18 protein-coding genes, 1 tRNA gene and 1 pseudogene are annotated in these 21,778 nt (G+C 64.3%); 12 read left to right on the top strand and 8 right to left on the bottom strand.

Going from position 1 to position 21,778, the window contains the following annotated elements; translation table 11 throughout:
- Positions 1–328 precede the first annotated feature (328 nt).
- The gene (gene tusA / locus ACLCGK_RS17815; RefSeq protein WP_003248727.1) at positions 329–571 is read left to right on the top strand and encodes a sulfurtransferase TusA; all 243 of its coding nucleotides are present in this window, start codon (positions 329–331) and stop codon (positions 569–571) included.
- Between the two features lie 60 nt (positions 572–631).
- Positions 632–1,774: a 4-phosphoerythronate dehydrogenase PdxB gene (pdxB, locus tag ACLCGK_RS17810; RefSeq protein ID WP_410952573.1), complete on the top strand. Its 1,143-nt coding sequence runs from the start codon at positions 632–634 to the stop codon at positions 1,772–1,774.
- A gap of 286 nt (positions 1,775–2,060) precedes the next feature.
- Here pdxB and ACLCGK_RS17805 read toward each other — a convergent pair whose 3' ends face one another.
- A complete protein-coding gene (locus tag ACLCGK_RS17805) occupies positions 2,061–2,234 on the bottom strand; it encodes a PA1571 family protein (RefSeq protein ID WP_013971693.1) in 174 nt (57 codons plus the stop codon).
- A gap of 212 nt (positions 2,235–2,446) precedes the next feature.
- On the opposite strand from ACLCGK_RS17805, the gene ACLCGK_RS17800 reads away from it, so the two are divergent.
- The 4 genes and pseudogenes from ACLCGK_RS17800 (at position 2,447) to mqo (ending at position 7,906) form a co-directional block, all read left to right on the top strand.
- Positions 2,447–4,210 carry an ABC transporter transmembrane domain-containing protein gene (locus tag ACLCGK_RS17800; protein WP_410952572.1) on the top strand — a complete coding sequence of 588 codons (1,764 nt, stop codon included), beginning with the start codon at positions 2,447–2,449 and terminating at the stop codon, positions 4,208–4,210.
- A 191-nt stretch (positions 4,211–4,401) separates the two neighbouring features.
- A pseudogene (locus tag ACLCGK_RS17795) lies at positions 4,402–5,085 on the top strand (methyl-accepting chemotaxis protein); the annotation flags it as partial.
- A gap of 165 nt (positions 5,086–5,250) precedes the next feature.
- Positions 5,251–6,018, top strand: a complete 768-nt coding sequence (locus tag ACLCGK_RS17790; RefSeq protein WP_371264026.1) for a methyl-accepting chemotaxis protein — start codon at positions 5,251–5,253, stop codon at positions 6,016–6,018.
- A 313-nt stretch (positions 6,019–6,331) separates the two neighbouring features.
- A complete protein-coding gene (gene mqo / locus ACLCGK_RS17785; protein ID WP_410952571.1) occupies positions 6,332–7,906 on the top strand; it encodes a malate dehydrogenase (quinone) in 1,575 nt (524 codons plus the stop codon).
- A gap of 209 nt (positions 7,907–8,115) precedes the next feature.
- Here the strand turns inward: mqo and ACLCGK_RS17780 are convergent.
- Both ACLCGK_RS17780 and ACLCGK_RS17775 read right to left on the bottom strand, forming a co-directional pair.
- Positions 8,116–8,192 (bottom strand) — tRNA-Pro (locus ACLCGK_RS17780).
- Between the two features lie 80 nt (positions 8,193–8,272).
- Positions 8,273–8,494 carry a YgdI/YgdR family lipoprotein gene (locus ACLCGK_RS17775; RefSeq protein ID WP_013971697.1) on the bottom strand — a complete coding sequence of 74 codons (222 nt, stop codon included), beginning with the start codon at positions 8,492–8,494 and terminating at the stop codon, positions 8,273–8,275.
- A gap of 188 nt (positions 8,495–8,682) precedes the next feature.
- Here ACLCGK_RS17775 and moaB point away from each other — a divergent pair, with 188 nt between their 5' ends.
- Together moaB and glp are read left to right on the top strand one after the other, a co-directional pair.
- Positions 8,683–9,222, top strand: a complete 540-nt coding sequence (gene moaB, locus ACLCGK_RS17770) for a molybdenum cofactor biosynthesis protein B (protein WP_013971698.1) — start codon at positions 8,683–8,685, stop codon at positions 9,220–9,222.
- A gap of 22 nt (positions 9,223–9,244) precedes the next feature.
- The gene (gene glp / locus ACLCGK_RS17765; RefSeq protein ID WP_410952574.1) at positions 9,245–10,432 is read left to right on the top strand and encodes a gephyrin-like molybdotransferase Glp; all 1,188 of its coding nucleotides are present in this window, start codon (positions 9,245–9,247) and stop codon (positions 10,430–10,432) included.
- Here glp and ACLCGK_RS17760 read toward each other — a convergent pair.
- A complete protein-coding gene (locus ACLCGK_RS17760) occupies positions 10,421–11,668 on the bottom strand; it encodes a glycosyltransferase family 4 protein (protein ID WP_015269519.1) in 1,248 nt (415 codons plus the stop codon). The two genes, glp and ACLCGK_RS17760, sit on opposite strands and share 12 nt — an antisense overlap.
- A 346-nt stretch (positions 11,669–12,014) precedes the next feature.
- On the opposite strand from ACLCGK_RS17760, the gene yegS reads away from it, so the two are divergent.
- Positions 12,015–12,902, top strand: a complete 888-nt coding sequence (gene yegS, locus ACLCGK_RS17755) for a lipid kinase YegS (RefSeq protein WP_367245546.1) — start codon at positions 12,015–12,017, stop codon at positions 12,900–12,902.
- Here the strand turns inward: yegS and ACLCGK_RS17750 are convergent.
- From ACLCGK_RS17750 to ACLCGK_RS17740, 3 genes are all read right to left on the bottom strand, one after another.
- Positions 12,886–13,545, bottom strand: coding sequence for a response regulator (locus ACLCGK_RS17750; protein WP_013971702.1), 660 nt, complete (start codon positions 13,543–13,545; stop codon positions 12,886–12,888). The genes yegS and ACLCGK_RS17750 overlap by 17 nt on opposite strands.
- Positions 13,535–14,431 carry a sensor histidine kinase gene (locus ACLCGK_RS17745; protein ID WP_410952570.1) on the bottom strand — a complete coding sequence of 299 codons (897 nt, stop codon included), beginning with the start codon at positions 14,429–14,431 and terminating at the stop codon, positions 13,535–13,537. The genes ACLCGK_RS17750 and ACLCGK_RS17745 overlap by 11 nt, the downstream gene beginning before the upstream one ends.
- A gap of 372 nt (positions 14,432–14,803) precedes the next feature.
- Complete coding sequence (locus tag ACLCGK_RS17740) at positions 14,804–15,313, bottom strand: histidine kinase (RefSeq protein ID WP_367245549.1); 510 nt, start codon at positions 15,311–15,313, stop codon at positions 14,804–14,806.
- Between the two features lie 350 nt (positions 15,314–15,663).
- Between ACLCGK_RS17740 and ACLCGK_RS17735 the strand changes: the two genes are divergently transcribed.
- Together ACLCGK_RS17735 and ACLCGK_RS17730 are read left to right on the top strand one after the other, a co-directional pair.
- Positions 15,664–16,599 (top strand): chemotaxis protein CheV, encoded by a 936-nt coding sequence (locus ACLCGK_RS17735; RefSeq protein WP_013971705.1) that lies wholly within the window; start codon positions 15,664–15,666, stop codon positions 16,597–16,599.
- 56 nt (positions 16,600–16,655) lie between these two features.
- Complete coding sequence (locus ACLCGK_RS17730) at positions 16,656–17,459, top strand: MOSC domain-containing protein (protein WP_410952569.1); 804 nt, start codon at positions 16,656–16,658, stop codon at positions 17,457–17,459.
- 129 nt (positions 17,460–17,588) lie between these two features.
- Here the strand turns inward: ACLCGK_RS17730 and ACLCGK_RS17725 are convergent, their stop codons facing one another.
- Positions 17,589–19,514: a transglycosylase SLT domain-containing protein gene (locus ACLCGK_RS17725; RefSeq protein ID WP_015269526.1), complete on the bottom strand. Its 1,926-nt coding sequence runs from the start codon at positions 19,512–19,514 to the stop codon at positions 17,589–17,591.
- 221 nt (positions 19,515–19,735) lie between these two features.
- On the opposite strand from ACLCGK_RS17725, the gene ACLCGK_RS17720 reads away from it, so the two are divergent.
- The gene (locus ACLCGK_RS17720; RefSeq protein WP_264209835.1) at positions 19,736–21,664 is read left to right on the top strand and encodes an ATP-binding cassette domain-containing protein; all 1,929 of its coding nucleotides are present in this window, start codon (positions 19,736–19,738) and stop codon (positions 21,662–21,664) included.
- The last annotated feature ends 114 nt before the right edge of the window (positions 21,665–21,778 follow it).

Raw genomic sequence — 21,778 nt, 5'->3', positions numbered from 1 at the left:
AGGCCCCATCCATGGGGCCTCAGCGCTTGACGGGCATCCATGCCCGTCACCTCCCTCCGCAAGCCCTCTGCTCGGCCTCCTGAAGTCGCGAAGATCAAGATCAAGATCAAGATCAAGATCAAGATCAGGAGCAGGAGCAGGAGCAGGAGCAGGAGCAGGAGCAGGAGCAGGAGCAGGAGCAGGAGCAGGAGCAGGAGCAGGAGCAGGAGCAGGAGCAGGAGCAGGAGCAGGAGCAGGAGCAGGAGCAGGAGCAGGGCGCGTCTTCACAGGCGGTGCTTGGACCACGTCGCGCGATGCGCGACAATAGCGATCATTTGCGGAGCCCCCCATGACCGATTTCACCCCTGACGCCATCCTCGACGCCACCGGCCTGAACTGCCCGGAACCGGTAATGATGCTGCACCAGCACGTGCGCAACCTGGCCGCTGGCGGCCTGCTCAAGGTCATCGCCACCGACCCCTCGACCCGCCGCGATATCCCCAAGTTCTGCAACTTCCTCGGCCACGAACTGCTGCAGCAGCAGGAAGACGCCGGTACCTTCCTGTACTGGATTCGCAAGAAAGCCGACTGAACCGCTCTGGAACACGTCTGGCGTTGCGCCTACACTGCGTTCCCCAGACAGGAGAGCGCCATGCTGATAGTTGCCGACGAGAACATCCCGCTGCTCGATGCATTCTTCCAGGGTTTCGGCGAAATCCGCCGTTACCCCGGCCGAAGCCTCGATGCCGCCAGCGTAAGGGACGCCGACATTCTACTGGTGCGCTCGGTGACCAAGGTCGACCGCCAGTTGCTCGAAGGCAGCCGCGTGCGCTTCGTCGGCACCTGCACCATCGGCACCGACCACCTCGATCTGAACTACTTTGCCGAAGCCGGCATCCACTGGAGCAGCGCACCGGGCTGCAATGCCCGCGGCGTGGTCGATTATGTGCTGGGCAGCCTGCTGACCCTGGCCGAGCTGGATGGCGTGGCACTGCCCGAGCGCGTGTATGGCGTAGTGGGCGCGGGTGAGGTGGGTGGCCGCCTGGTGCGGGTGCTGCACGGCCTTGGCTGGAAGGTACTGGTATGCGACCCGCTGCGCCAGGCCGCCGAGGGCGGTGACTACGTCAGCCTCGAGACCATCCTGAAACAGTGCGATGTGATCAGCCTGCACACCCCCTTGCAGCGTGGCGGCGACCACCCGACCTGGCACCTGCTGGGCCAGGCGCAGCTGGCACAGTTGCGCCCGGGTGCCTGGCTGGTCAACGCCAGCCGTGGCCCGGTAGTGGACAACGCCGCCCTGCGCGAATTGCTGCTGGACCGCGAAGACCTGCATGCGGTGCTGGATGTGTGGGAGGGTGAGCCGCAGGTCGACCTGCAACTGGCCGACCTGTGCACATTGGCTTCGCCGCACATTGCCGGCTACAGCCTTGACGGCCGCCAGCGTGGTACGGCGCAGATCTACCAGGCGCTGTGCCGCTTCCTCGGTGTGGATGAACAGGTGCAACTGGCCGACTTGCTGCCCCGACCACCGCTGGCGCAGATCGAACTGGATGCCAGCACCGACCCGGCCTGGGCCTTGGCCACCCTTTGCCGCGCAGTGTACGACCCACGCCGCGACGATGCCGATTTCCGCCGCAGCCTCAGCGACGACCCGCAGCAGCAGCGCGCAGCGTTCGACCAGTTGCGCAAGCAGTACCCGCCACGGCGCGAGATCGAGGGGCTGGCGGTGCGCGTGCGCGGGGAGTCGCCGCAGTTGGCGCAGCTGGTCAGTGCCTTGGGTGGGGTGTTGGTCTGACAGCCTTTCGAAACCTGTACCGGCCTCTTCGCGGGCTTGCCCGCTCCCCCCCACACCACCCCCAAACCCACAGAAGGAGCGAGTGGGAAGGGTAAGATTTACCATCTTTTCGAACCTTGTACCGGCCCTTTCGTGGGCTTGCCCGCTCCCACAGGGACCACACAGACCCTAAGGTGGGGACCTGTGGGAGCGGGCGAGCCCGCGAAGAAGGTTGAGCTGGTCTGTCAGGATTATCCAAGGCAAATAAAAACCCGGCGCAAGCGCCGGGTTGCAAGGAATTCGCCGATCAACCTTTGCGTACGCGCTCGACCCGGCTTTCTTCCAGGGCCTTGCAGGCCTGCTGGATCATCTGCTCGGTGATCGGTACTTCGCGCCCCTTCGCATCGATGATCGAACCGCACACCTGCGGCGGTGGTGTGGTCCGGGGCTTCTGGTTGTCGCTGCCATGCTGCAAGCTCATGTATTGTCTCCTCATCAGGTTCAAGCGCAGGTTAACCCTGTGCCGTGACTGGCCTGTGACAGTACCTGCAGGGTCACGGCAGGCACAGTCCAACAGAAACGGCAGTAAAGCTCCATAGCCTGGTTAGACCGATAGGCTATAGCAACCCTGCAAGGGTTCCACAGGCGTGGATGAGTGGTAGGCTGCGGTTTCCCACCATTGTGGTCAGCGCCATGCCCGAATCGGTTTCCCCACGTCAACGCCGCGCCTTGCGCCTGGGTTGGCAGTTTGTCCGTCCTTACCGTCGCCAGGTGATGCTTGCCTTGCTGGCCCTGATAGTCACCGCCGCCATCACCCTGTCCATGGGCCAGGGCATCCGCCTGCTGGTGGACCAGGGCTTCATGACCCGCTCCGCGCATCAGCTCAACCAGACCATCGGCCTGTTCCTGCTGCTGGTGTTGGCCCTGGCGGTGGGTACCTTCAGCCGCTTCTACCTGGTGTCGTGGATCGGCGAGCGCTGCGTGGCCGATATCCGTCGAGCCGTGTTCGACCACCTGATCGGCTTACATCCCGGGTTTTTCGAAGACAACCGCAGCTCCGAGATCCAGTCGCGCCTGACCGCCGACACCACCTTGCTGCAATCGGTAATCGGCTCTTCGCTGTCGATGTTCCTGCGCAACGCGCTGATGGTCATCGGTGGTGTGGTGTTGCTGTTTATCACCAATCCCAAGCTCACCAGCATCGTGGTGGTGGCCCTGCCGCTGGTGCTGGCGCCGATCCTGCTGTTTGGCCGCCGGGTACGCAGCCTGTCGCGGCAGAGCCAGGACCGGGTAGCCGATGTGGGCAGCTATGTGGCCGAGACACTCGGGCAGATCAAGACCGTGCAGGCCTACAACCACCAGGCGCATGACCGCGAGCTGTTCGCCGGTACGGTCGAAGCGGCGTTTGCCGTGGCCCGGCAGAGGATTGCCCAGCGCGCCTGGCTTATCACCCTGGTGATCGTGCTGGTTCTGGGAGCGGTGGGGGTGATGTTGTGGGTTGGCGGCATGGACGTGATCGCCGGACGCATTTCCGCGGGCGAACTGGCCGCGTTCGTGTTCTACAGCCTGATCGTCGGCAGTGCCTTCGGCACCCTCAGCGAGGTGATCGGCGAGTTGCAAAGGGCGGCGGGCGCCGCCGAGCGCATTGCCGAACTGTTGGCGGCGCGCAGTGCAATCCTGCCGCCCGGCGTGGCGCAGGTGCTGCCGCAGCAGCGGGCCAGTGGGCGTATCGAGCTGCAGCAGTTGGTGTTCGCCTACCCGTCACGGCCCTCGGTGGCGGCTGTCGATGGCCTGAGCCTGACCATCGAGCCGGGGCAGACCGTGGCGCTGGTGGGCCCGTCGGGGGCGGGCAAGTCGACCTTGTTCGATTTGTTGCTGCGCTTCTACGACCCCCAGCAGGGGCGCATCCTGCTCGATGGCCGGGCGATCACCGAACTCGACCCCGATCACCTGCGCCAGCAGTTCGCCCTGGTGGCACAGAACCCCTCGCTGTTTCGCGGCACGGTCGAGGCCAACATCCGCTATGGCCGGCCCGAGGCGACCCTGGCCGAGGTCGAGGCAGCCGCCCGGGGTGCCCATGCCGACGCATTCATCCGGCAATTGCCGCAGGGCTACCAGACACAGCTGGGCGAGGGCGGCATCGGCTTGTCCGGCGGGCAGCGGCAGCGCCTGGCCATTGCCCGTGCGTTGCTGGTCGATGCGCCGATCCTGTTGCTGGACGAAGCCACCAGCGCACTCGACGCACAAAGCGAACACCTGATCCAGCAGGCGCTGCCCAGCCTGATGGCCGGGCGCACCACACTGGTGATCGCCCATCGTCTGGCTACGGTCCAGCATGCCGACCGTATCGCGGTCATCGACAAGGGCCGGCTGGTGGCGGTGGGGACGCATCGCCAGTTGATCGAAGAGAGCCCGCTGTATGCGCGGCTGGCGGCCTTGCAGTTCACCACGGGGTAGCTGCAGTGGCCTTGTAACATTTCTGTAGTATTTGCCTGAGAGTATTTAGCCCAACTGTTGCGTAAGTGCTCGACCTGGCTGCCATTGCTTGATGGCAGCCTTTTTTTGGCCTGCCCGCAACCGGGCTGCGTTGCGCCTTGTTGCCAGCTTGCGCGGCCCTCCGGTCTTCCTCCTGCTTTCCGAGATCCAAGATGTTGCGTAAATCCCTCAGAGTGCAAATTCTCTCCCTGCTCGGCGGCAGTCTGGTGGCGATGTTGCTGATCGCCCTGGTGTGCTTCCAGTTCCTTTCGTCCAGCGTGCGCGGCTACGCCGAGCTGGTCGACGGGCCGCTGCGGGCCTCGCAGTTGATCGACGAAGCCAACCTGCAGTTCAAGATCCAGGTGCAGGAGTGGAAGAACGTGTTGTTGCGCGGGCGCCAGCCGGCTGACATGGACAAGTACTGGCAGCAGTTCCAGGCTCGCGAGCAGCAGGTGCAGCAACTGCTCGGGCAATTGATCGACAGCAGCGACGCCAGGCTCAAGGCGCCGCTGCAGCAACTGCGTGACAGCCACCGGCAGCTGGGCCAGGCCTATGCGCAGGGGCGCCAGACATTCCAGGCGGCGGGCGGCGACCCGGTGGCCGGCGATCTGGCGGTCAAGGGCGTGGACCGCGCCGTCAGCGAGCAGATGAGCGAACTGGTCGAGCAACTGCGTGCCGATGCCCGTCAGCACGCCGCCAGCCTCAGTGCCGGCGCCGAGCGCACGGTATGGCTGGGCTTGCTGGTGATGCTGGCCTCGGCCGTGCTGGTGGGGCTGCTCAGCCTGTGGCTGGTCAACCGCAGCCTGATCGAGCCGATCCGCCAGTTGATCGAGTATGTCGCGCAGCTGAGCCAGGGCCGCTTTGCCGCCCGGGTAGACAGCCGCCGTGAGGACGAACTGGGCCGCCTGGCGCGGGCCGCCAACACCCTGCGCGATTTCCTCGCCGACACGGTCGGCCGGCTGCAGGACAACGCCCAGGAACTGGAAGGCGCCAGCGGCCAGCTGCGCAGCATCGCCGGCGACATGGCCCGTGGTACCCACGACCAGTTCCAGCGCACCGACCAGGTGGCCACGGCCATGCACGAGATGTCCGCCACTGCCCAGGAAGTCGCCCGCCACGCCGCGGAGGCCGCCCGCGCTGCGGACGACGCCGATCACAGTGCCCAGGCGGGCGAGCAGGTGATGCAGCAGACCATCGACATCATCGGCGTGGTCAACCGCGAAATTGCTGGCACGGCGGCGGTGATTCGCGACCTTGAGCATGACAGCGCGCGCATTGGCAAAGTCCTTGAAGTGATCCGCGGCATTGCCGAGCAGACCAACCTGCTGGCGCTCAACGCGGCCATCGAAGCGGCCCGTGCTGGCGAGGCCGGGCGAGGTTTTGCGGTCGTCGCCGATGAAGTGCGCAGCCTGGCCCAGCGCACGGCGGCGTCGATCGCCGAGATCCACCAGATCATCGAGGCGGTGCAGTCGGGGGCGGTGGAGGCGGTCAAGGCCATCGAAAGCGGCCAGCAGCGCAGCGAGGAGGGTGCCGAGCAGGTGCAGCAGGCCGGGCAGATGCTGCAGCGCATCACCCTGGCAGTGGAAGCGATCCGCGACATGAACCGGCAGATCGCCACGGCGGCCGAAGAGCAGACCAGCGTGGCCGAGGACATCTCCTGCAACCTGATCGAAATCACCCGCATCGCCACGGCCAACCAGCAGGCGGTGCAGCATACCGAACAGGCGGGGCAGCGCCTGCATGGGTTGTCGGGGCAGCTGGGTGAAGTCACCTCCCGCCTCAGCGCCTGATGCCCTGTCATGCCTGACGCGGTCCCTGTAGGAGCGGCCTTGTGTCGCGATGGGCCGCAAGGCGGCCCCAATGTCTCGGCAACAGTGCTGATATCGCAGGGGGCTGCTTTGCAGCCCATCGCGACACAAGGCCGCTCCTACAAGGGCAGCGCAAGGCGGGGAAATCCGCCATTTCATTGCAGTGCATCCGGCCCCCCTGGCGGATTGTCGCCATGCTCCCCGTCGCCCGCCCCCTGTATTCACTGCTCCAGACCCAGTTGGCACGTTCCCTGCTCAAGGCGGCGCGCGTGTACACAACAACTGGATAACATCAATGAAGAAATTCCTGCTGACGTTCCTCTGCCTGGGCGTCATCGGCTGCTCCAAACCCGCGGAACCGGAAAAGACCGTCGACGTGCTGCTGATCGGCGGTGGCATCATGAGTGCCAGCCTGGGTACCTACCTCACCGAGCTGGAGCCCTCCTGGAAGATCGACGTCTACGAGCGCTTGGACCAGGTGGCCGAAGAAAGCTCCAATGCCTGGAACAACGCCGGCACCGGTCACTCCGCGTTCTGCGAGTTGAACTACACCAGTGTGGGCAAGGACGGCAATATCGATATCAGCAAGGCCGTGGGGGTCAACGAGCAGTTCGAGGTGTCCAAGCAGTTCTGGGCCTACCAGGTCGAGCAGGGCGTGCTGAGCAACCCGAAGTCGTTCATCAACAACGTGCCGCACATGAGTTTTGTCTGGGGTGACGACAACGTCGCCTTCCTGCACAAGCGCGTCGACGCCCTGCAGCACAGCTCGCTGTTCCGCGGCATGGAAATCTCGGAAGACCACGAGCAGATCCGCAAGTGGGCGCCGCTGGTGATGGAGGGCCGTGACCCGGGGCAGAAAGTCGCCGCCACGCGCATGGCCATCGGTACCGACGTGAACTTTGGCGAAATCACCCGCCAGTTGTTCGCCGCGATGACCCGCAACCCCAATGTGTCGCTGAACCTGCGTCATGAGGTGCGTGACATCGTGCGCAACGACGACGGCACCTGGCATGTGCGGGTGGTCGATCTGGCCAACGGCGGCGAGGAAAAGGCCGTCAACGCCCGCTTCGTGTTCATCGGTGCCGGTGGTGGCGCGCTGAAGCTGCTGCAGAAGTCGGGCATTCCTGAAGCCGAAGGCTACGCCGGCTTCCCGGTCGGTGGTCAGTTCCTGATGACCGACAACCCCGACCTGGTCGCCCGCCACCAGGCCAAGCTGTACGGCAAGGCCTCGGTTGGCGCGCCGCCGATGTCGGTACCGCACCTGGACACGCGGATGATCGATGGCAAGCAGGTGCTGCTGTTCGGCCCGTTCGCCACCTTCTCCACCAAGTACCTCAAGCACGGCTCGCTGCTGGACATGTTCGCCTCGCTGAACAGCCACAACGTGCTGCCGATGGTCAATGCCGGTATCGACAACATCGACCTCAGCACCTACCTGATGGGGCAGCTGATGCTCAGTTTCGATGACCGCATGAACGCGCTGCGCGAGTACTTCCCCAACGCCAAGAACGAAGACTGGAAGTTGCTGCAGGCCGGCCAGCGGGTGCAGGTGATCAAGAAGGACCCGGTCCTGGGCGGTGTGCTGCAGTTCGGTACTGAAGTGGTGGCGGCGCAGGACGGCAGCATCGCTGCGTTGCTGGGAGCTTCGCCGGGTGCCTCGACAGCGGCGCCGATCATGCTGACCGTGCTGGAAAAGACCTTCAAGGACCGTATCCAGTCGCCAGCCTGGCAGGCCAGGCTCAAGGAAATCGTGCCGAGCTATGGGCAAAAGCTGAACAACAACCTGGCGCTGACCAACCAGACCCGGGCATGGAGCAGCGAGCGCCTGCAGTTGCTGTATGTGCCGGTGGAGGCCGAGCAAGCGTTATGACCGCTTGACGCAGCCCTTTGTAGGAGCGGCCTTGTGTCGCGAGAGGGCTGCGAAGCAGCCCCGGCGATATCAGCGATGCCGGAATCTGGGGCCGCTTTGCGGCCCATCGCGACACAAGGCCGCTCCTACAGGGGGCGCGCGCGCTGGGGCAGGGCACTTTTCAACGCACAACAAAAAGCCCGCACAAGGCGGGCTTTTTGACGAGGATTTGGTCGGAGAGACAGGATTCGAACCTGCGGCCTTCTCGTCCCGAACGAGACGCGCTACCTGGCTGCGCTACACTCCGATGAAGGAAATCCTACTGCATACTTTTTTTGCACGCAAGCCCTTGTTGTTAAAAGGGCCTTTGCAAAAAACAGGCTGCGATCAGAGCTCTTTGACGGTGCGGATCTGGTCCTTGTTCAGGCGCGTGCGCTTGCCGTCCAACTGCTCGAATTCGTAGAAGCCGGAGTCTTCATCATACTTCGGTGTGTCGGTGGCCTGGATTTCGCGACCGTCGTTCAGGGTAATGACGGTTGGCGATGCGCAGCCAGCGAGGGCGCCCAGGCCCAAGGCGAGCAGGAAGGCGGGTAGGGTCCGTTGAATCATCGTGTTTCTCCAGTGCGATGGTGCTAGATGACATTAAGACGCAGGGTGTCCACGCAAGTTCCGTCTACAGTGCAGCATAGCGGCAAACCTGTGGCATTGATCGAGGGCAAGGGCCACGGGCGTCAAGCTGTGATGGGCGCGTGCTGTGTTATAACTGCGGCCATCCCATCTTCTTGTGACGGACCCCCATGAAAGCCAAGGCAGATACCCCCTTCGTGCCGCTGAACATCGCCGTGCTCACAGTCAGCGACACCCGCACCTTCGACACCGATACCTCCGGCCAGATGTTCGTCGACCGCCTGAGCGCGGCTGGCCATCGCCTGGCCGAGCGCGTGCTGCTCAAAGACGACTTGTACAAGATTCGCGCCCAGGTCGCCACCTGGATTGCCGATGACAGCGTGCAGGTAGTGCTGATCACCGGCGGCACCGGCTTTACTGGCCGCGACAGCACGCCCGAGGCCGTGGCCTGCCTGCTGGACAAGCAGGTAGAAGGTTTTGGTGAGCTGTTCCGGCAGATTTCCGTGGCCGACATCGGCACCTCCACCGTGCAGTCCCGCGCCCTGGCCGGGCTGGCCAACGGCACCCTGGTGTGCTGCCTGCCGGGTTCGACCAACGCGGTGCGCACGGGTTGGGACGGCATCCTCGCCGAGCAGCTGGACGCCCGTCATCGCCCGTGCAACTTCGTGCCGCACCTGAAGCAGGCAGCGGCCTGCGACAGCCGTGGCTGAGGTTACCCAGGCCCGGCCGCTGATGCCGGTAGAGCAGGCCTTGGAGCAGCTGCTGGCATTGGCCGAAGCGGCACCGATCCGTGATACCGAGAACCTGCCACTGGCCGAGGCCGAAGGCCGTGTGCTGGCCACCCACCTGGTGGCCTCGCTCGACCTGCCGCCTTGGCCGAACAGCGCCATGGACGGTTACGCCCTGCGCCTGGCCGACTGGCAGGGCGAACCACTGCCGGTCAGCCAGCGGATTTTCGCCGGCCATGCGCCGCAGCCGCTGCAGCCGGGTACCTGCGCACGCATCTTCACCGGGGCACCGCTGCCCGAAGGTGCCGACTGCGTCGAAATGCAGGAAAACACCGAAGTGGCGGAGGATGGGCGGGTACGCTTTCTCGAAGCGCTGAAGACCGGGCAGAACATTCGTCCCCAGGGCCAGGAAACCCGCAAGGGCGAACAGGTGATGAGCGCCGGCACCCGGCTTGGGCCGATCGAGCTGGGCCTGGCCGCGACCTTGGGCCACGGCCGGCTGGATGTGGTGCGCAAGGTGCGGGTGGCGGTGTTGTCCACCGGTGACGAACTGGTCGAACCTGGCCTGCCGCTGGGGCCGGGGCAGATCTACAACAGTAACCGCCGACTGCTGGTCAGCTGGTTGCAGCGGCTGGGCTGCGAGGTGGTTGATGCGGGCATCCTGCCGGATGACCTGGCACGTACCCGCACCTGCCTGGCTGAACTGGGCGATGTCGACCTGATCCTGTCAACCGGCGGTGTCTCGGTGGGTGAGGCCGACTACCTCGGTGCCGCCCTGCGCGAAGCCGGCGAGCTGGCCTTGTGGAAGCTGGCGATCAAGCCGGGCAAGCCGCTGACCTTCGGCCACTTCCAGGGCGTGCCGGTAATCGGCCTGCCGGGTAACCCAGCCTCGACCCTGGTCACCTTCGGCCTGCTCACCCGGCCCTACTTGTTGCGGCGTCAGGGCGTGACCGATGTTACGCCGTTGCGCTTTGACATGCCGGCCGGCTTTGACTGGCCCAAGGCTGGCACGCGCCGCGAGTACCTGCGCGCCCGCATCGAGCAAGGCCAAGTGCGCATCTACAAGAACCAGAGTTCGGGCGTACTGCGCAGTGCGGCCTGGGCCGAGGGGCTTGTAGAAGTGCGTGAAGGCAGTACACCGAAGCAGGGTGACAGCCTGCCCTTCATTCCCTTCAGCGAACTACTTGGCTGAGCGGCCCAGCCAGGCACTGGCCAGCGGCGCGGCCTCGACCGGTGCCGCCAGGGCCAGGCGCATGTGCACGTTCTCCAGTTGCTGGGCGGCCACGCTCCAGTCGTGGCGCTGGCGGGCAAACTGGCGCCCGGCGTCGCTCAACTGGCTCATGCGCCAGGGCTGGTTGAGCAACTGGGTGATCAGCAGCGCCAACTGGTCGCCATCCTCACTGCCCAGGTAGTGCTCACCGTTGTTCGCGGCCAGGCCTGAAACGCCCTTGCCAGTGGTGATTACCGGCAAGCCGGCGGCCATCGCTTCGAGGATTTTTACCTTGGAGCCACCGGCATAGCGCAGTGGTGCGAAGAACAGTGCCGAGCGCCGCTGCAGTTCACGCAGGTCGGGGCGGTAGCCGAACCATTCGATGCGCGGGTCGTTCCAGTGCAGTTTCCAGCTGGCCGGCATGGCATGCCCGGCAATCGCCAGGCGCACCGCCGGGTTGCTCATCCAGACCTGCGGCATGATGTCTTCCAGCGCCCATTCGATGGCCTCCAGGTTGGCACCATACTCGAAGTTGCCAACGAACAGCAGGCGCTGGCTGTGCAGCGCGGGTTGCACATGCTGGTAGAAATCACAGTCCACGCCATTGACCACCACGTTCACCGGGCGCCCGCTGATCTGCGCGATCAATTCGGCATCGTGGGCGCTGACTGCCACCAGTTCGGTGGGTTGGTGCAATACCCGCTGTTCCCAGCGTCGATAACGCCAGCGGTCGAAGGCGTTGAGCGGGCGTAACCATAGCGGCAGGCGATCGTGGTTGGCGCCCCCCATCACTGATTCCAGGGTGTGCTCGCTAAGCATGTACGGCAGCCCGCGTGCCTGCAGGGCTTTTTCGAAGGGCTGGAAGCTGTAGCTGTGCTCGATCTGGATCACGTCCCAGGGCTCGTCCAGCAATTGCTCGAAGCGGTGCCGCAGGCAAGGGGCCAGACCATTGATAATTGCGCGCATGGGGTAAGCGATAATCGGCGAGGCCAGCAGGTTGAGCGGGCTGTGCAGGGGCCGTCGGGGCAGCACGATCAGGCGCTCGAGCAGCGGCTCCAGGGCCTCGCGGGCGGCATCGTCAAGGGGGATCTTCGATTGCACCAGCAGGGTAATCCGGTGGCCCCGCTGTGCCAGTGCGCGTATCAGGTGGTATTGCCGGGTCTTGCTGCCGCTGGTGGTTGGCCAGGGCAGGTACGGCAGTGTCCAGAGAATGCGCATGACCCGGAATCCTCGCTAAAGGCTGCGGATAGCAAGACGCGCCCATGGGCAGCAGTGGTAGAACCACTGCCGGGGGCGCGTCCGTGGCAATAAAGTGTATCTGCTGAGCATAGCCGTGCATTGCCAGGCGTGTGGGAAAAGACAGGCCTACGCAATTAAATACTGGGAGCGGCCTAATGCCAGTCAGTTAAGGTTTCTACAGGCTTTACTGGGGCTGCAAAGCAGCCCCGAATTGCTTAACTGACAGGCACTGGGGAGCGGCCTGCTATTTTTTCGGGCGCATGCAACGATCCGCGACTGCAAAGGGTCGAGATCTGGGTTGATCACTTCACGGAGGCGCACAAACATGCGAGCGGGCAAGGCAATGCTGATCCTGCATGGCAAGCAGGCCATGAACGAAGACGTGCGCAGCGCCGTGCATGGCCTGCGCGACAGCGGCTGGGTGCTGGATGTGCGGGTCACCTGGGAGGCCGGTGACGCCCAGCGCCTGGTCACCGAGGCGCTGGCCGCCGGCTACGACCACATCGTCGCCGGAGGCGGGGATGGCACGCTGCGTGATGTCGCCGAGGCCATGGGGCTGGCAGGTACCAAGGCCAGCCTGGCGTTGTTGCCGCTGGGCACGGCCAACGATTTTGCCAAGGCCGCCGGCATACCCCTGGAGCCTGCCACGGCCCTGGCCTTGCTGAACATACCCGCACGGCCAATAGACCTGGGCCAGGCCGGCGACCAGCTGTTCCTCAACATGGCCACGGGCGGTTTTGGCAGCCAGGTCACGGCCAATACCTCCGAAGACCTGAAGAAAGTACTGGGCGCGGCCGCCTACCTGTTCACCGGGTTGTCGCGCTTCAGCGAACTGCAGGCCGCCTCGGTAGAGCTGCAAGGGCCAGGCTTCGACTGGCAGGGTGACCTGCTGGCGCTGGGCATCGGCAATGGCCGCCAGGCCGGGGGTGGGCAAGTGCTGTGCCCCGAGGCCCTGGTGAACGACGGCTTGCTCGATATCGCCATCCTGCCGGCACCTCAAGAGATGGTCGGGACGTTGCGTGAGCTGTTGGCCGGTAACGGTCTGTTCGTCAGGGCCAGGTTGCCCTGGGTGGAGATCAAGTGCTCGCAGGGGCTGGACATCAACCTTGATGGCGAGCCAGTGCAGGCCGAAAAGTTACGCTTCCAGGCCAAGCCCGCTGCATTGCGGCTACACCTGCCGGAGGGGTCTCCGTTGCTCAGTCGTCCAGGCTGATGATTTTCTCGCGCACGGCGAACAGCACCAGGCCGGCCACGTCATGGATTTGCAGGCGTTTCATGACTTGCGAGCGGTGGGTTTCCACTGTCTTGATCGACAGGCCCAGGCCGGTGGCGATTTCCCGGGTGGACTTGCCACGCACGATCAGGCGCAGGATCTCCAGCTGTCGCGCCGTGAGATTATGCCGCTCGCCAGCTGGTTGCTTGCCCTGCCTGGTGTGCAGCAGCGCCTGGTTGATGACCGTATGAGCGACGGCTGGGCTGAGATAGCGCTCGCCGTTGCGCACCGCGGCCAGGGCCTGTTCCAGCTCGGTGGCGCTGGTGTCCTTGAGCAGGTAGCCGTGGGCGCCACTTTCCAGTGCCCGCATGATCAGGTCCGGGTCGGTGTGCATCGACAGGATCAACACTTTGCAGGTGCTGCCGCTGGCGCGTAGTTGGGTGAGGGCGTCCAGGCCGCTGGTCGAGCGCATGGAGATGTCCAGCAAGACTATGTCCGGCGCCAGCGTGCGCACCTGTTCGAGCAACTGGCTGCCGTCGTCGGCTTCACCGATCACGTCATAGCCGGGAATGTCGCACACCAGTGCGCGCACACCGGCGCGAATCAGCGAATGGTCGTCTACCAGCAGCAGTCTACAGGTCATGGGTTGCAGTGCTCCTGGCGCGTTGCTGAGTGCGCGGTGGCCATGGGAACATCGCCTCGATGTGCGTGCCCAGGCCGAGCTGGCTGGTGATGTCCAGGCTGCCCTGCAACGCGGTTACCCGCTCCTGCATACCGGCCAAGCCCCGCTGGCCTGCTTCGGCCGGTTGCCTGGCGGGCACGAAGCCGCGGCCATCGTCTTGGATTGACAGCGCCAACCCCTCGGGGGTGCGCTGCAGGCGGATGACCAGATTGCGTGCCTGGGCGTGGCGCAGCATGTTGGTCACGGCTTCCTGGGTAATGCGGAACACCGCCATGGCCACGGCCTCGTCGATGCCCCCCAGGCGCTGGTTGCATGCCAGGCTCCAGTGAACGCCGCTGTTGCCCAGGGTGCGCACCAGGTGTGCGCGCAGGCTGGCTTCCAGGCCCAGGCTGGCCAACTGCCGCGGGTTGAGCAGGGCGGAGACATCGCGCACGTTGCCCAAGGTGTCATCCAGCGTGCTGCGCAGCGCGTCGCAGTGGCCTTGCAGCTCGTCGGGCATGCGCTTCTGCAGCCACTGCAGCTGCAGCTTGGCGGCGGTGAGCAACTGGCCGATGTCGTCGTGCAGTTCCCGGCTCAGGTGCTGGCGCTCGCCTTCCTGGACTCTGAGCATGCGCTCGGCCAGTTCCGCCGGGCGCAGGCTGATCGACCTGGCACCCAGGGCCAGGTGCACGGTAGCGCCCAGTGTGGCGACCAGTTGCAGCACCAGAAGGCTGGCCGGGATCACCTGATCGGCCAGGTACAGCAACAGGTTGGCGACCAGCGAGGCCATGCACAGCCCGACAGTTGCCCAGCGCAGCAGGGTAGTGCGGGAGCAGCACCGCGAAGAAGTCTTCAAGCGTGGAAACATAGGTAGGGAAGCCACTGAAGTATTGCTGATGGAGGCCTTGCACAATCCATGTCAGAGGCTTTGGAGCAGTACTTGCCTTTTTCTTTCAAACACATGATCTTGCGACCTTGCTGCTCGCAAGCGTTTTTGGGGGTGCATATTACCACTTCGCAGTGCATTGGTCGCGATCGGGTAACGCCATGAAACGCCGGCGGGGCGGGCGCTGGAGGGTGGCAAAGTGCCGCTTTGCTTGATCGCGCAACAGGCACTTGCCATGGAACTTGTGCGCTGTTGATTCAACTTGGCCCCCCCCAACCTGAAAAGCCTCGAGAATTTTCCAGATTCGGCCAGGGTGGGCCTGAATAAGCGTGCCCGGCTGCATTTTGCGCCAGTTCAATAGGTAGCAGATGAGCGGCCGGAGTGCGTGCTGCCTGCCGTCTCGGAATGCGGGTGGATGCATACGCTGCCTTGCTCATCGCAGGGTGTGCAAGGTTGTGCAAACGTTTGCTGCACGGCCTTGGCCAGTTCACCCAGCAGCACCAGCTGCTCGCCGATGTCCAGGTTAAGCCGCCCGGTGCAAGGGTCGACCAGTTCCAGCTGCCAGGCTAGCAGGGTCAGGCAAGCCCCTACTGCGGGCAGGGCTTCGCGCTGCAGGCAACCGACCTGGCAGGCCGGTGCCAGCAACTGCTGCAGGGCGGTGGTGTAATGGGCGATTTCACGCAGGCCCAGATGTGCGGCCTGTCGAGCGAGGTTGTCTAGGGCATTTTCCAGGTAGTGGCAAGCATCCGGGTCGTTGTCGATCAGTTCCAGATGCTGCAGGCATTCCTGGGCCTGGGTCAGCAGTACCTGGGCATCCAGCAGGAAACCCTGCAGGGCGTTATCGAACGACAAGGCGCTGTCCATCATGATGCCCCCGCGCGTGGGGCTGGCACAGGGGACGGGCACGCCAAAACGATAGCTAGCAAAAGCCTGACTCCATTCATGCAATGAGAATGGCGTCACATTAATGGCTAAAGGATATCGCGAACATCAGGTTTCACCCGATTGTGGCTAAGGGTTTCCCTGATAAGGGCCTCAGGTGGGGAACTTTTACTGTCCCGCTGAATCACCCGCGCTTCCCGCAGTAAAGCATGATGGTAAAGTGATATCAATTGCCTTCACGGCATTTTCCCGCAAGGGTCAAGGTGTGCGTGAAGCCGCCGATACAGGGTGGCTGATTTCACTTTTTCCGACTTAAGCCTGGGGGCTTTCCAATGGCTGGCATTCTCGACACGGTAGACCAACGCACGCAACTGGTGGGTGAGAACCGACTGGAAATCCTGATGTTTCGCCTGGCCGGCCGCCAGTTGTTCGCGATCAACGTGTTCAAAGTGCAGGAAGTGCTGCAGCTGCCCAAATTGACCCTGATGCCCCAGCGCCACGCTTTCGTCTGCGGCGTAGTCAACCTGCGCGGCCAGACCCTGCCGGTGATCGACCTGTCCCAGGCGATCGGCATGCGCCCGCTGCAGCCGGGGCCGGACAGCACCATCATCGTCACCGAATACAACCGCTCGGTGCAGGCTTTCCTGGTGGGCGGTGTCGACCGCATCGTCAACATGAACTGGGAGGCGATCATGCCGCCGCCGTCCAGCGCCGGACGCCAGCATTACCTGACGGCCATCACCAAGGTCGATGACAAGCTGGTGGAAGTGATCGACGTGGAGAAGGTGCTGGCCGAGATCGTGCCCTACAACGCCCGGGTTTCCGGCGACAAACTCGCCGATCCGGTGCTGGCCCGGGCCCGCGGCCGCGAAGTGCTGCTGGTGGACGATTCCAGCGTGGCCCTGGCGCAATTGCGCGACACCCTGTCCCAGCTGGGCGTGAAGCTGCACGTGGCCAGTGATGGTCTGAAGGCGCTGCGCATGCTCAAGGGTTGGGCCGACGCTGGTGAGGATGTGTGCGAGAAGCTGCTGATGGTGTTCACCGACGCCGAGATGCCGGAAATGGACGGCTACCGGTTGACCACCGAGATCCGTGGCGATGCCCGTTTGCGCCGGCTGTACGTGGTGTTGCACACCTCGCTGTCGGGCAGTTTCAACGAATCCATGGTGAAGAAGGTAGGCTGCGACAACTTCCTGTCCAAGTTCCAGCCCGATCGCCTGGTCGACGTGGTCAAGCAACGCCTGTTGCTGGATGCCGCTACTGCGTGATCCCGGCCCCTGCCGGGTATAAGCTTGGCGTTTTGGCATGACGCGAGGCGGCAGGGATGTTTCTCAGTGAGCTGTATCGGTACCCGGTGAAGTCCGGGCAGGCGCAACGCCTGCAGGCTTCACCGGTGGGGTTGCTGGGGTTGCAGGGCGACCGGCGCTGGATGGTGGTGGAGGAAGAAAACGGACGCTTCCTTACCCAGCGCGCCTGGCCTCATCTAGGCCAGATCAAGGCAAGTGATGATGACAGCGGCCAGTTGCTGCTGGAATCACCTGGGCAAACTCCCTTGCGGGTACCTGTGCCACCTACCGATGACGCCCTGCGCGGCGTGACCATCTGGCGCGATACCTTGCGTGTGCCGGATGCGGGCGATGCGGCGGCGGCCTGGCTCAGCCAGTTGCTGGGCAAGGCCGTGCGCCTGGTGTATTGCCCGGAGCAGCGCGCGCGTTATCTGCCCAATGGCTATGGCTTCAACAGTGACCGGGCGGCGTTCCCCGACGGTTTCCCGTTGTTGCTGATCAACCAGGGATCGCTGGAAGAACTCGACCGCCGTATCGGCCGGCCCATGGAGGTGCTTCGCTTTCGGCCCAACCTGGTGGTGCAGGGGGCCGAACCGTTTGCCGAAGATGGGTGGAAGCGGATCCGTATCGGCAGCCTGGAATTTCGCGTGCTCAAGCCCAGTGTGCGCTGCATCTTTACCACCATCGACCCGGCTACCGGCGAGCGTACCGAGGACCGCGAGCCGATGGCCACACTCAGGACCTTTCGCGAGAAGGAGGGGGATGTACTGTTCGGGCAGAACCTGGCGGTGGATGGCGGTGGGCGGTTGGAGGTAGGGATGAAGGTCGAAATCCTGGAGTAGCTGTGTTGCCTGTTCCGGCTCTTTCGCGGGCTTGCCCGCTCCCACAGGTACTGCACCGCATTCAAACCCGGTGCAATACCTGTGGGAGCGGGCAAGCCCGCGAAAGGGCCGGCACAGGCTCAGTAGCAATCACATGTCATCGAAATACCGCTCATGCCAATCCACCAGTGGCTGCGGCGAGTTCAGCTTCTGCCCATAGATCACCGAATACGACAGTACGTTCTGCACATACTGGCGCGTTTCGTCGAACGGGATCGACTCCACCCACACATCGAAGCTCAGGTGCTTGGCGCCTTTGAGCCACTGTCGCACGCGTCCCGGCCCGGCATTGTAGGCTGCCGAAGCGAGCACCCGGTTACCGTTGAACTGGCTGTGCACCTGGCTCAGGTAGGCCGCGCCCAGCTGGATGTTCTTGTCCGGGTTGAGCACCTGCGCCGGTGATGCCAGCGGGATACTGAACTTGCGCGCGGTTTCCTTGGCCGTGGCCGGCATCAACTGCATCAGGCCGCTGGCACCGACCGGGGAACGGGCATCCTCCATGAACGCACTTTCCTGGCGGGTAATGGCGAAGACCCAGCTCGAATGCAGGCCGCGGACCTTGGCCTCGCGCACCAGGGTGTCGCGGTGGGCCATCGGGAAGCGGATGTCCAGGTCGTCCCAGTACTGCGCCTGGCTGATGGTGCGAATGGCCGGGAAGTACCAGCGCAGGTCGTAGCCCAGGCGCGCCTGGGCGACCATTTCGTCGCGGCTGAAGTGGCGGCTGACGTGGTACCACTCGCGGCGGCCTTCGACGATCTGGCCACGGGCGTGGAACTCCAGGGCACGGCGGATGCCCGGGGTGTTGCGGACTTTGTTGACCAGCTGCGGGCTGAGCACCAGCGGCTTGTTGTTCAGCTGGTAAGGGGTTTGTGCCCGGTCGGCGGCGAGGAAACCGTAGAAGTCACGTTCGCGCGCCACGGTCTTGTACAGCAGCGGGATCTGTGGGTTGTTCGGTTGCGCCAGCTCCAGGCTGCGCGCCTGCCAGTACTTCCAGCGGCTGCTGTTGGCCAGGTCCTGGGGCAGGCGGCGGGTCAGCTCGTAGGCGTCTTCCCAGCGGCCCAGGCGCAGCAGCAGGCGCAAGCGCCATTCGCTGACGGTGTTGTCACGCAGCTCGGGGTCATAACGGGTCATCAGGTCGAGCGCGCGCGGGTCGTAGCGGCGCGCCAGGGTCAGGCCGATTTCGCGGGCGATGGCCACCTTCTCGTCGCGTGAAAAGTGCATGCGCTGGGCGTAGTCGTCGAGCAGCGCCATGGCCCGCTCCGGGTCCTGTCGGGCCAGGCGGCGCAGGCCGAGGCTGACCACGTCGGACATGGCTTCGTTGGCCGGGGTGAAGCGCGACGGCTGGTTGAGCAGCTCGGGTTTCTGCGCCACATCTACCAGCAGGCGCCCCTGCGGCGCGAGGGTGGTCAGGGTCTTGACCAGGTTGTTGGCCAGGCCGTAGTTGCGCGCCTGGGCCGCCAGCTTGGTGCGTTGCCAGCGCTTGGCCTCGGTCAGTTGGCCCTCGGCCGCCCACATGCCGAACAGTGTGTCGCAGGTAGCCGGCTGCGACTTGCCGACGTTCCACAGTTTGTCGGCCGTGGCAAAACCCTCGGCGCGCAGGCCGTGGCTGAGCTGGTACTGGCCGTTGAGGCAGTCCAGTTCGGTGAAGTTGAGCTTGGGGTCGTAGTACTTGACGAAAGTGTTCCATTCGCCGCGTTCGGCCAGCCAGCGCAACCAGCGCAGTTTCATCCAGTTGGCCTGGGGCAGGTCGCCATGCTTGGCAAGGAAGCCTTCGATTTCCTGGTTGCTCGCGGTTTTCAGGCGGGCGGTGAGTTCGTCGTAGGCCAGGTAGGGCGTCAGCGGGTAGTCGCTGAGGGCCTGGGCATAGCGCAGGTACGGGCCTTTGTCGCCTTTGGCCAGCGCGCGCTTGGCCTCGTCATAGTACTGGCGTTGCAGGGTAAGATCGGCGGCCTGCGCCGCGCAGGTGGCGGCGGTGAGCAGCAGGCAGGATGCAATATGTAACAGGCGGCTGCGCATGATACGTCCGGGCAGTTGAACCATGGGGAAGTGACGGCGGAGCCAGCACTGTTGGAAGCTATTGCCTTAGCTTAGCTGTTTGCCGGCGGCGGGTGAAAGCACTGTGCTTGTATCGGGATATTAAGTTCGACCAGATGTCGCAAAGCCCTTGCCGGATGACCAGGCGGATGCCGTCGGGGGCCAAGTCAGGTAGAATGCGCGCCCGATTTATGGAGACCAACATGACCCTGCTCAAATTCAGCGATGTGTCCCTCGCATTCGGCGCCATGCCGCTGCTGGACAAAGTGTCCTGGCAGATCGCTCGTGGCGAGCGGGTGTGCATCATCGGCCGCAACGGCACCGGCAAGTCGAGCATGCTGCGCCTGGTCAAGGGCGAGCAGAAGGGCGACGACGGCGAAATCTGGCGTGCCCCGGGCCTGAAGATCGGCGAGCTGCCGCAGGAGCTGCCGGTGGCCGACGAGCGCACGGTGTTCGACGTGGTGGCCGCAGGCCTGGATGGTGTGGGCGATCTGCTGGCGCAGTTCCATCACCTGAGCCTGAACATCCAGGGTGATGAAGACCTGGAAAAACTCATGCACGTCCAGCACGAGCTGGAAGCCCGTGACGGCTGGCGCCTGCAGCAGGTGGTGGAAAGCACCCTCAGCCGCCTGCAGCTGCCGGCCGACAAGACCCTGGCCGAACTGTCCGGTGGCTGGCGCCGTCGCGTGCTGCTGGCCCAGGCGCTGGTGTCGGAGCCCGACCTGCTGCTGCTCGACGAGCCGACCAACCACCTGGACATCGGTGCCATCGCCTGGCTCGAAGAGGCCCTGCGCGGCTTCAATGGCGCGGTATTGTTCATCACCCACGACCGTTCGTTCCTGCAGAACCTGGCCACCCGCATCCTGGAACTGGACCGCGGCGGCCTGATCGACTGGAACGGCGACTATGCCAGCTTCCTGGTGCACAAGGAGGCCGCACTGGCCGCCGAGGAAACCGCCAACGCGTTGTTCGACAAGCGTCTGGCCCAGGAAGAGGTATGGATTCGCCAGGGCATCAAGGCCCGCCGTACCCGCAACGAAGGCCGCGTACGCGCACTGAAGGCCCTGCGCGTGGAGCGCAGCGAACGCCGCGAGCGCCAGGGCAAGGCCAACATCCAGATCGAGGCGGCGGAAAAGTCCGGCAAGCAGGTAATGGTGCTGGAGAACGTCAGCTTCCATCACCCGGAAGGGCCTGTGCTGGTCAAGGACTTCTCCATGGTCCTGCAGCGTGAGGACCGCATCGGCCTGCTGGGCGCGAATGGTACCGGCAAGACCACGTTGCTAAAGCTGATGCTCGGTGACCTGGAGCCGACCGCAGGCAAGGTCGAGCGCGGCACCAAGCTGGAAGTGGCCTATTTCGACCAGATGCGCCACCAGCTCGATCTGGAAAAGACCGTTATCGACAACCTGGCCGAAGGCCGGGACTTCATCGAGATCGACGGCCAGAACCGCCATGTGCTGAGCTACCTGGGCGATTTCCTGTTCAGCCCTCAGCGTGCCCGTACGCCAGTCAAGGCGCTTTCGGGTGGCGAGCGGGCACGGCTGTTGCTGGCCAAGCTGTTCAGCAAGCCGGCCAACCTGCTGGTGCTTGACGAGCCGACCAACGACCTGGACGTGGAAACCCTCGAGCTGCTCGAGGAGGTGCTGTCCAACTACAAGGGCACCGTGCTGATGGTCAGCCACGACCGGGCCTTCCTCGACAACGTCGTCACCAGCACCCTGGTGTTCGAAGGCGAGGGCAAGGTGCGTGAATACGTCGGTGGTTACGAGGACTGGATTCGCCAAGGGGGCTCGCCGAAGCTGCTGGGCGTGACCGAGAGCAAGGGCGGCAAGTCCGAGCTCAACAGCGCGGTGGTGGAGAAGGTAGAGGCCAAGCCGGCGCCAGCGCCTGTTGCAGAGGTGGCCGAGGGTTCGAAGAAGAAGCTCAGCTACAAGCTGCAACGTGAGCTGGAAATGCTGCCGGGGCAGATCGACGAACTGGAGCAGCGCATGGCCGAGGCCCAGGAAGAAGTGAATGCGGCGGGCTTCTATCAGCGGCCGATTGCGGAAACCTCGGCAGTGCTGGCCAAGATCGAGAAGCTGCAGAGTGAGCTGGATGTGCTGGTGGAGCGCTGGGCCGAGCTGGAAGGCTGATCGGCGTTAGCCAGGCCCGGCCATTTCGCGGGCTTGCCCGCTCCCACAGGATCACCACAGCTTTCAAGGCTTGTGGAGAACCTGTGGGAGCGGGCAAGCCCGCGAAGAGGCCGG

This window comes from Pseudomonas sp. S1(2024) (assembly GCF_046557535.1).
Note: the sequence above shows the minus strand (reverse complement) of the source record. Positions and strands in the feature narration are given on the sequence as shown.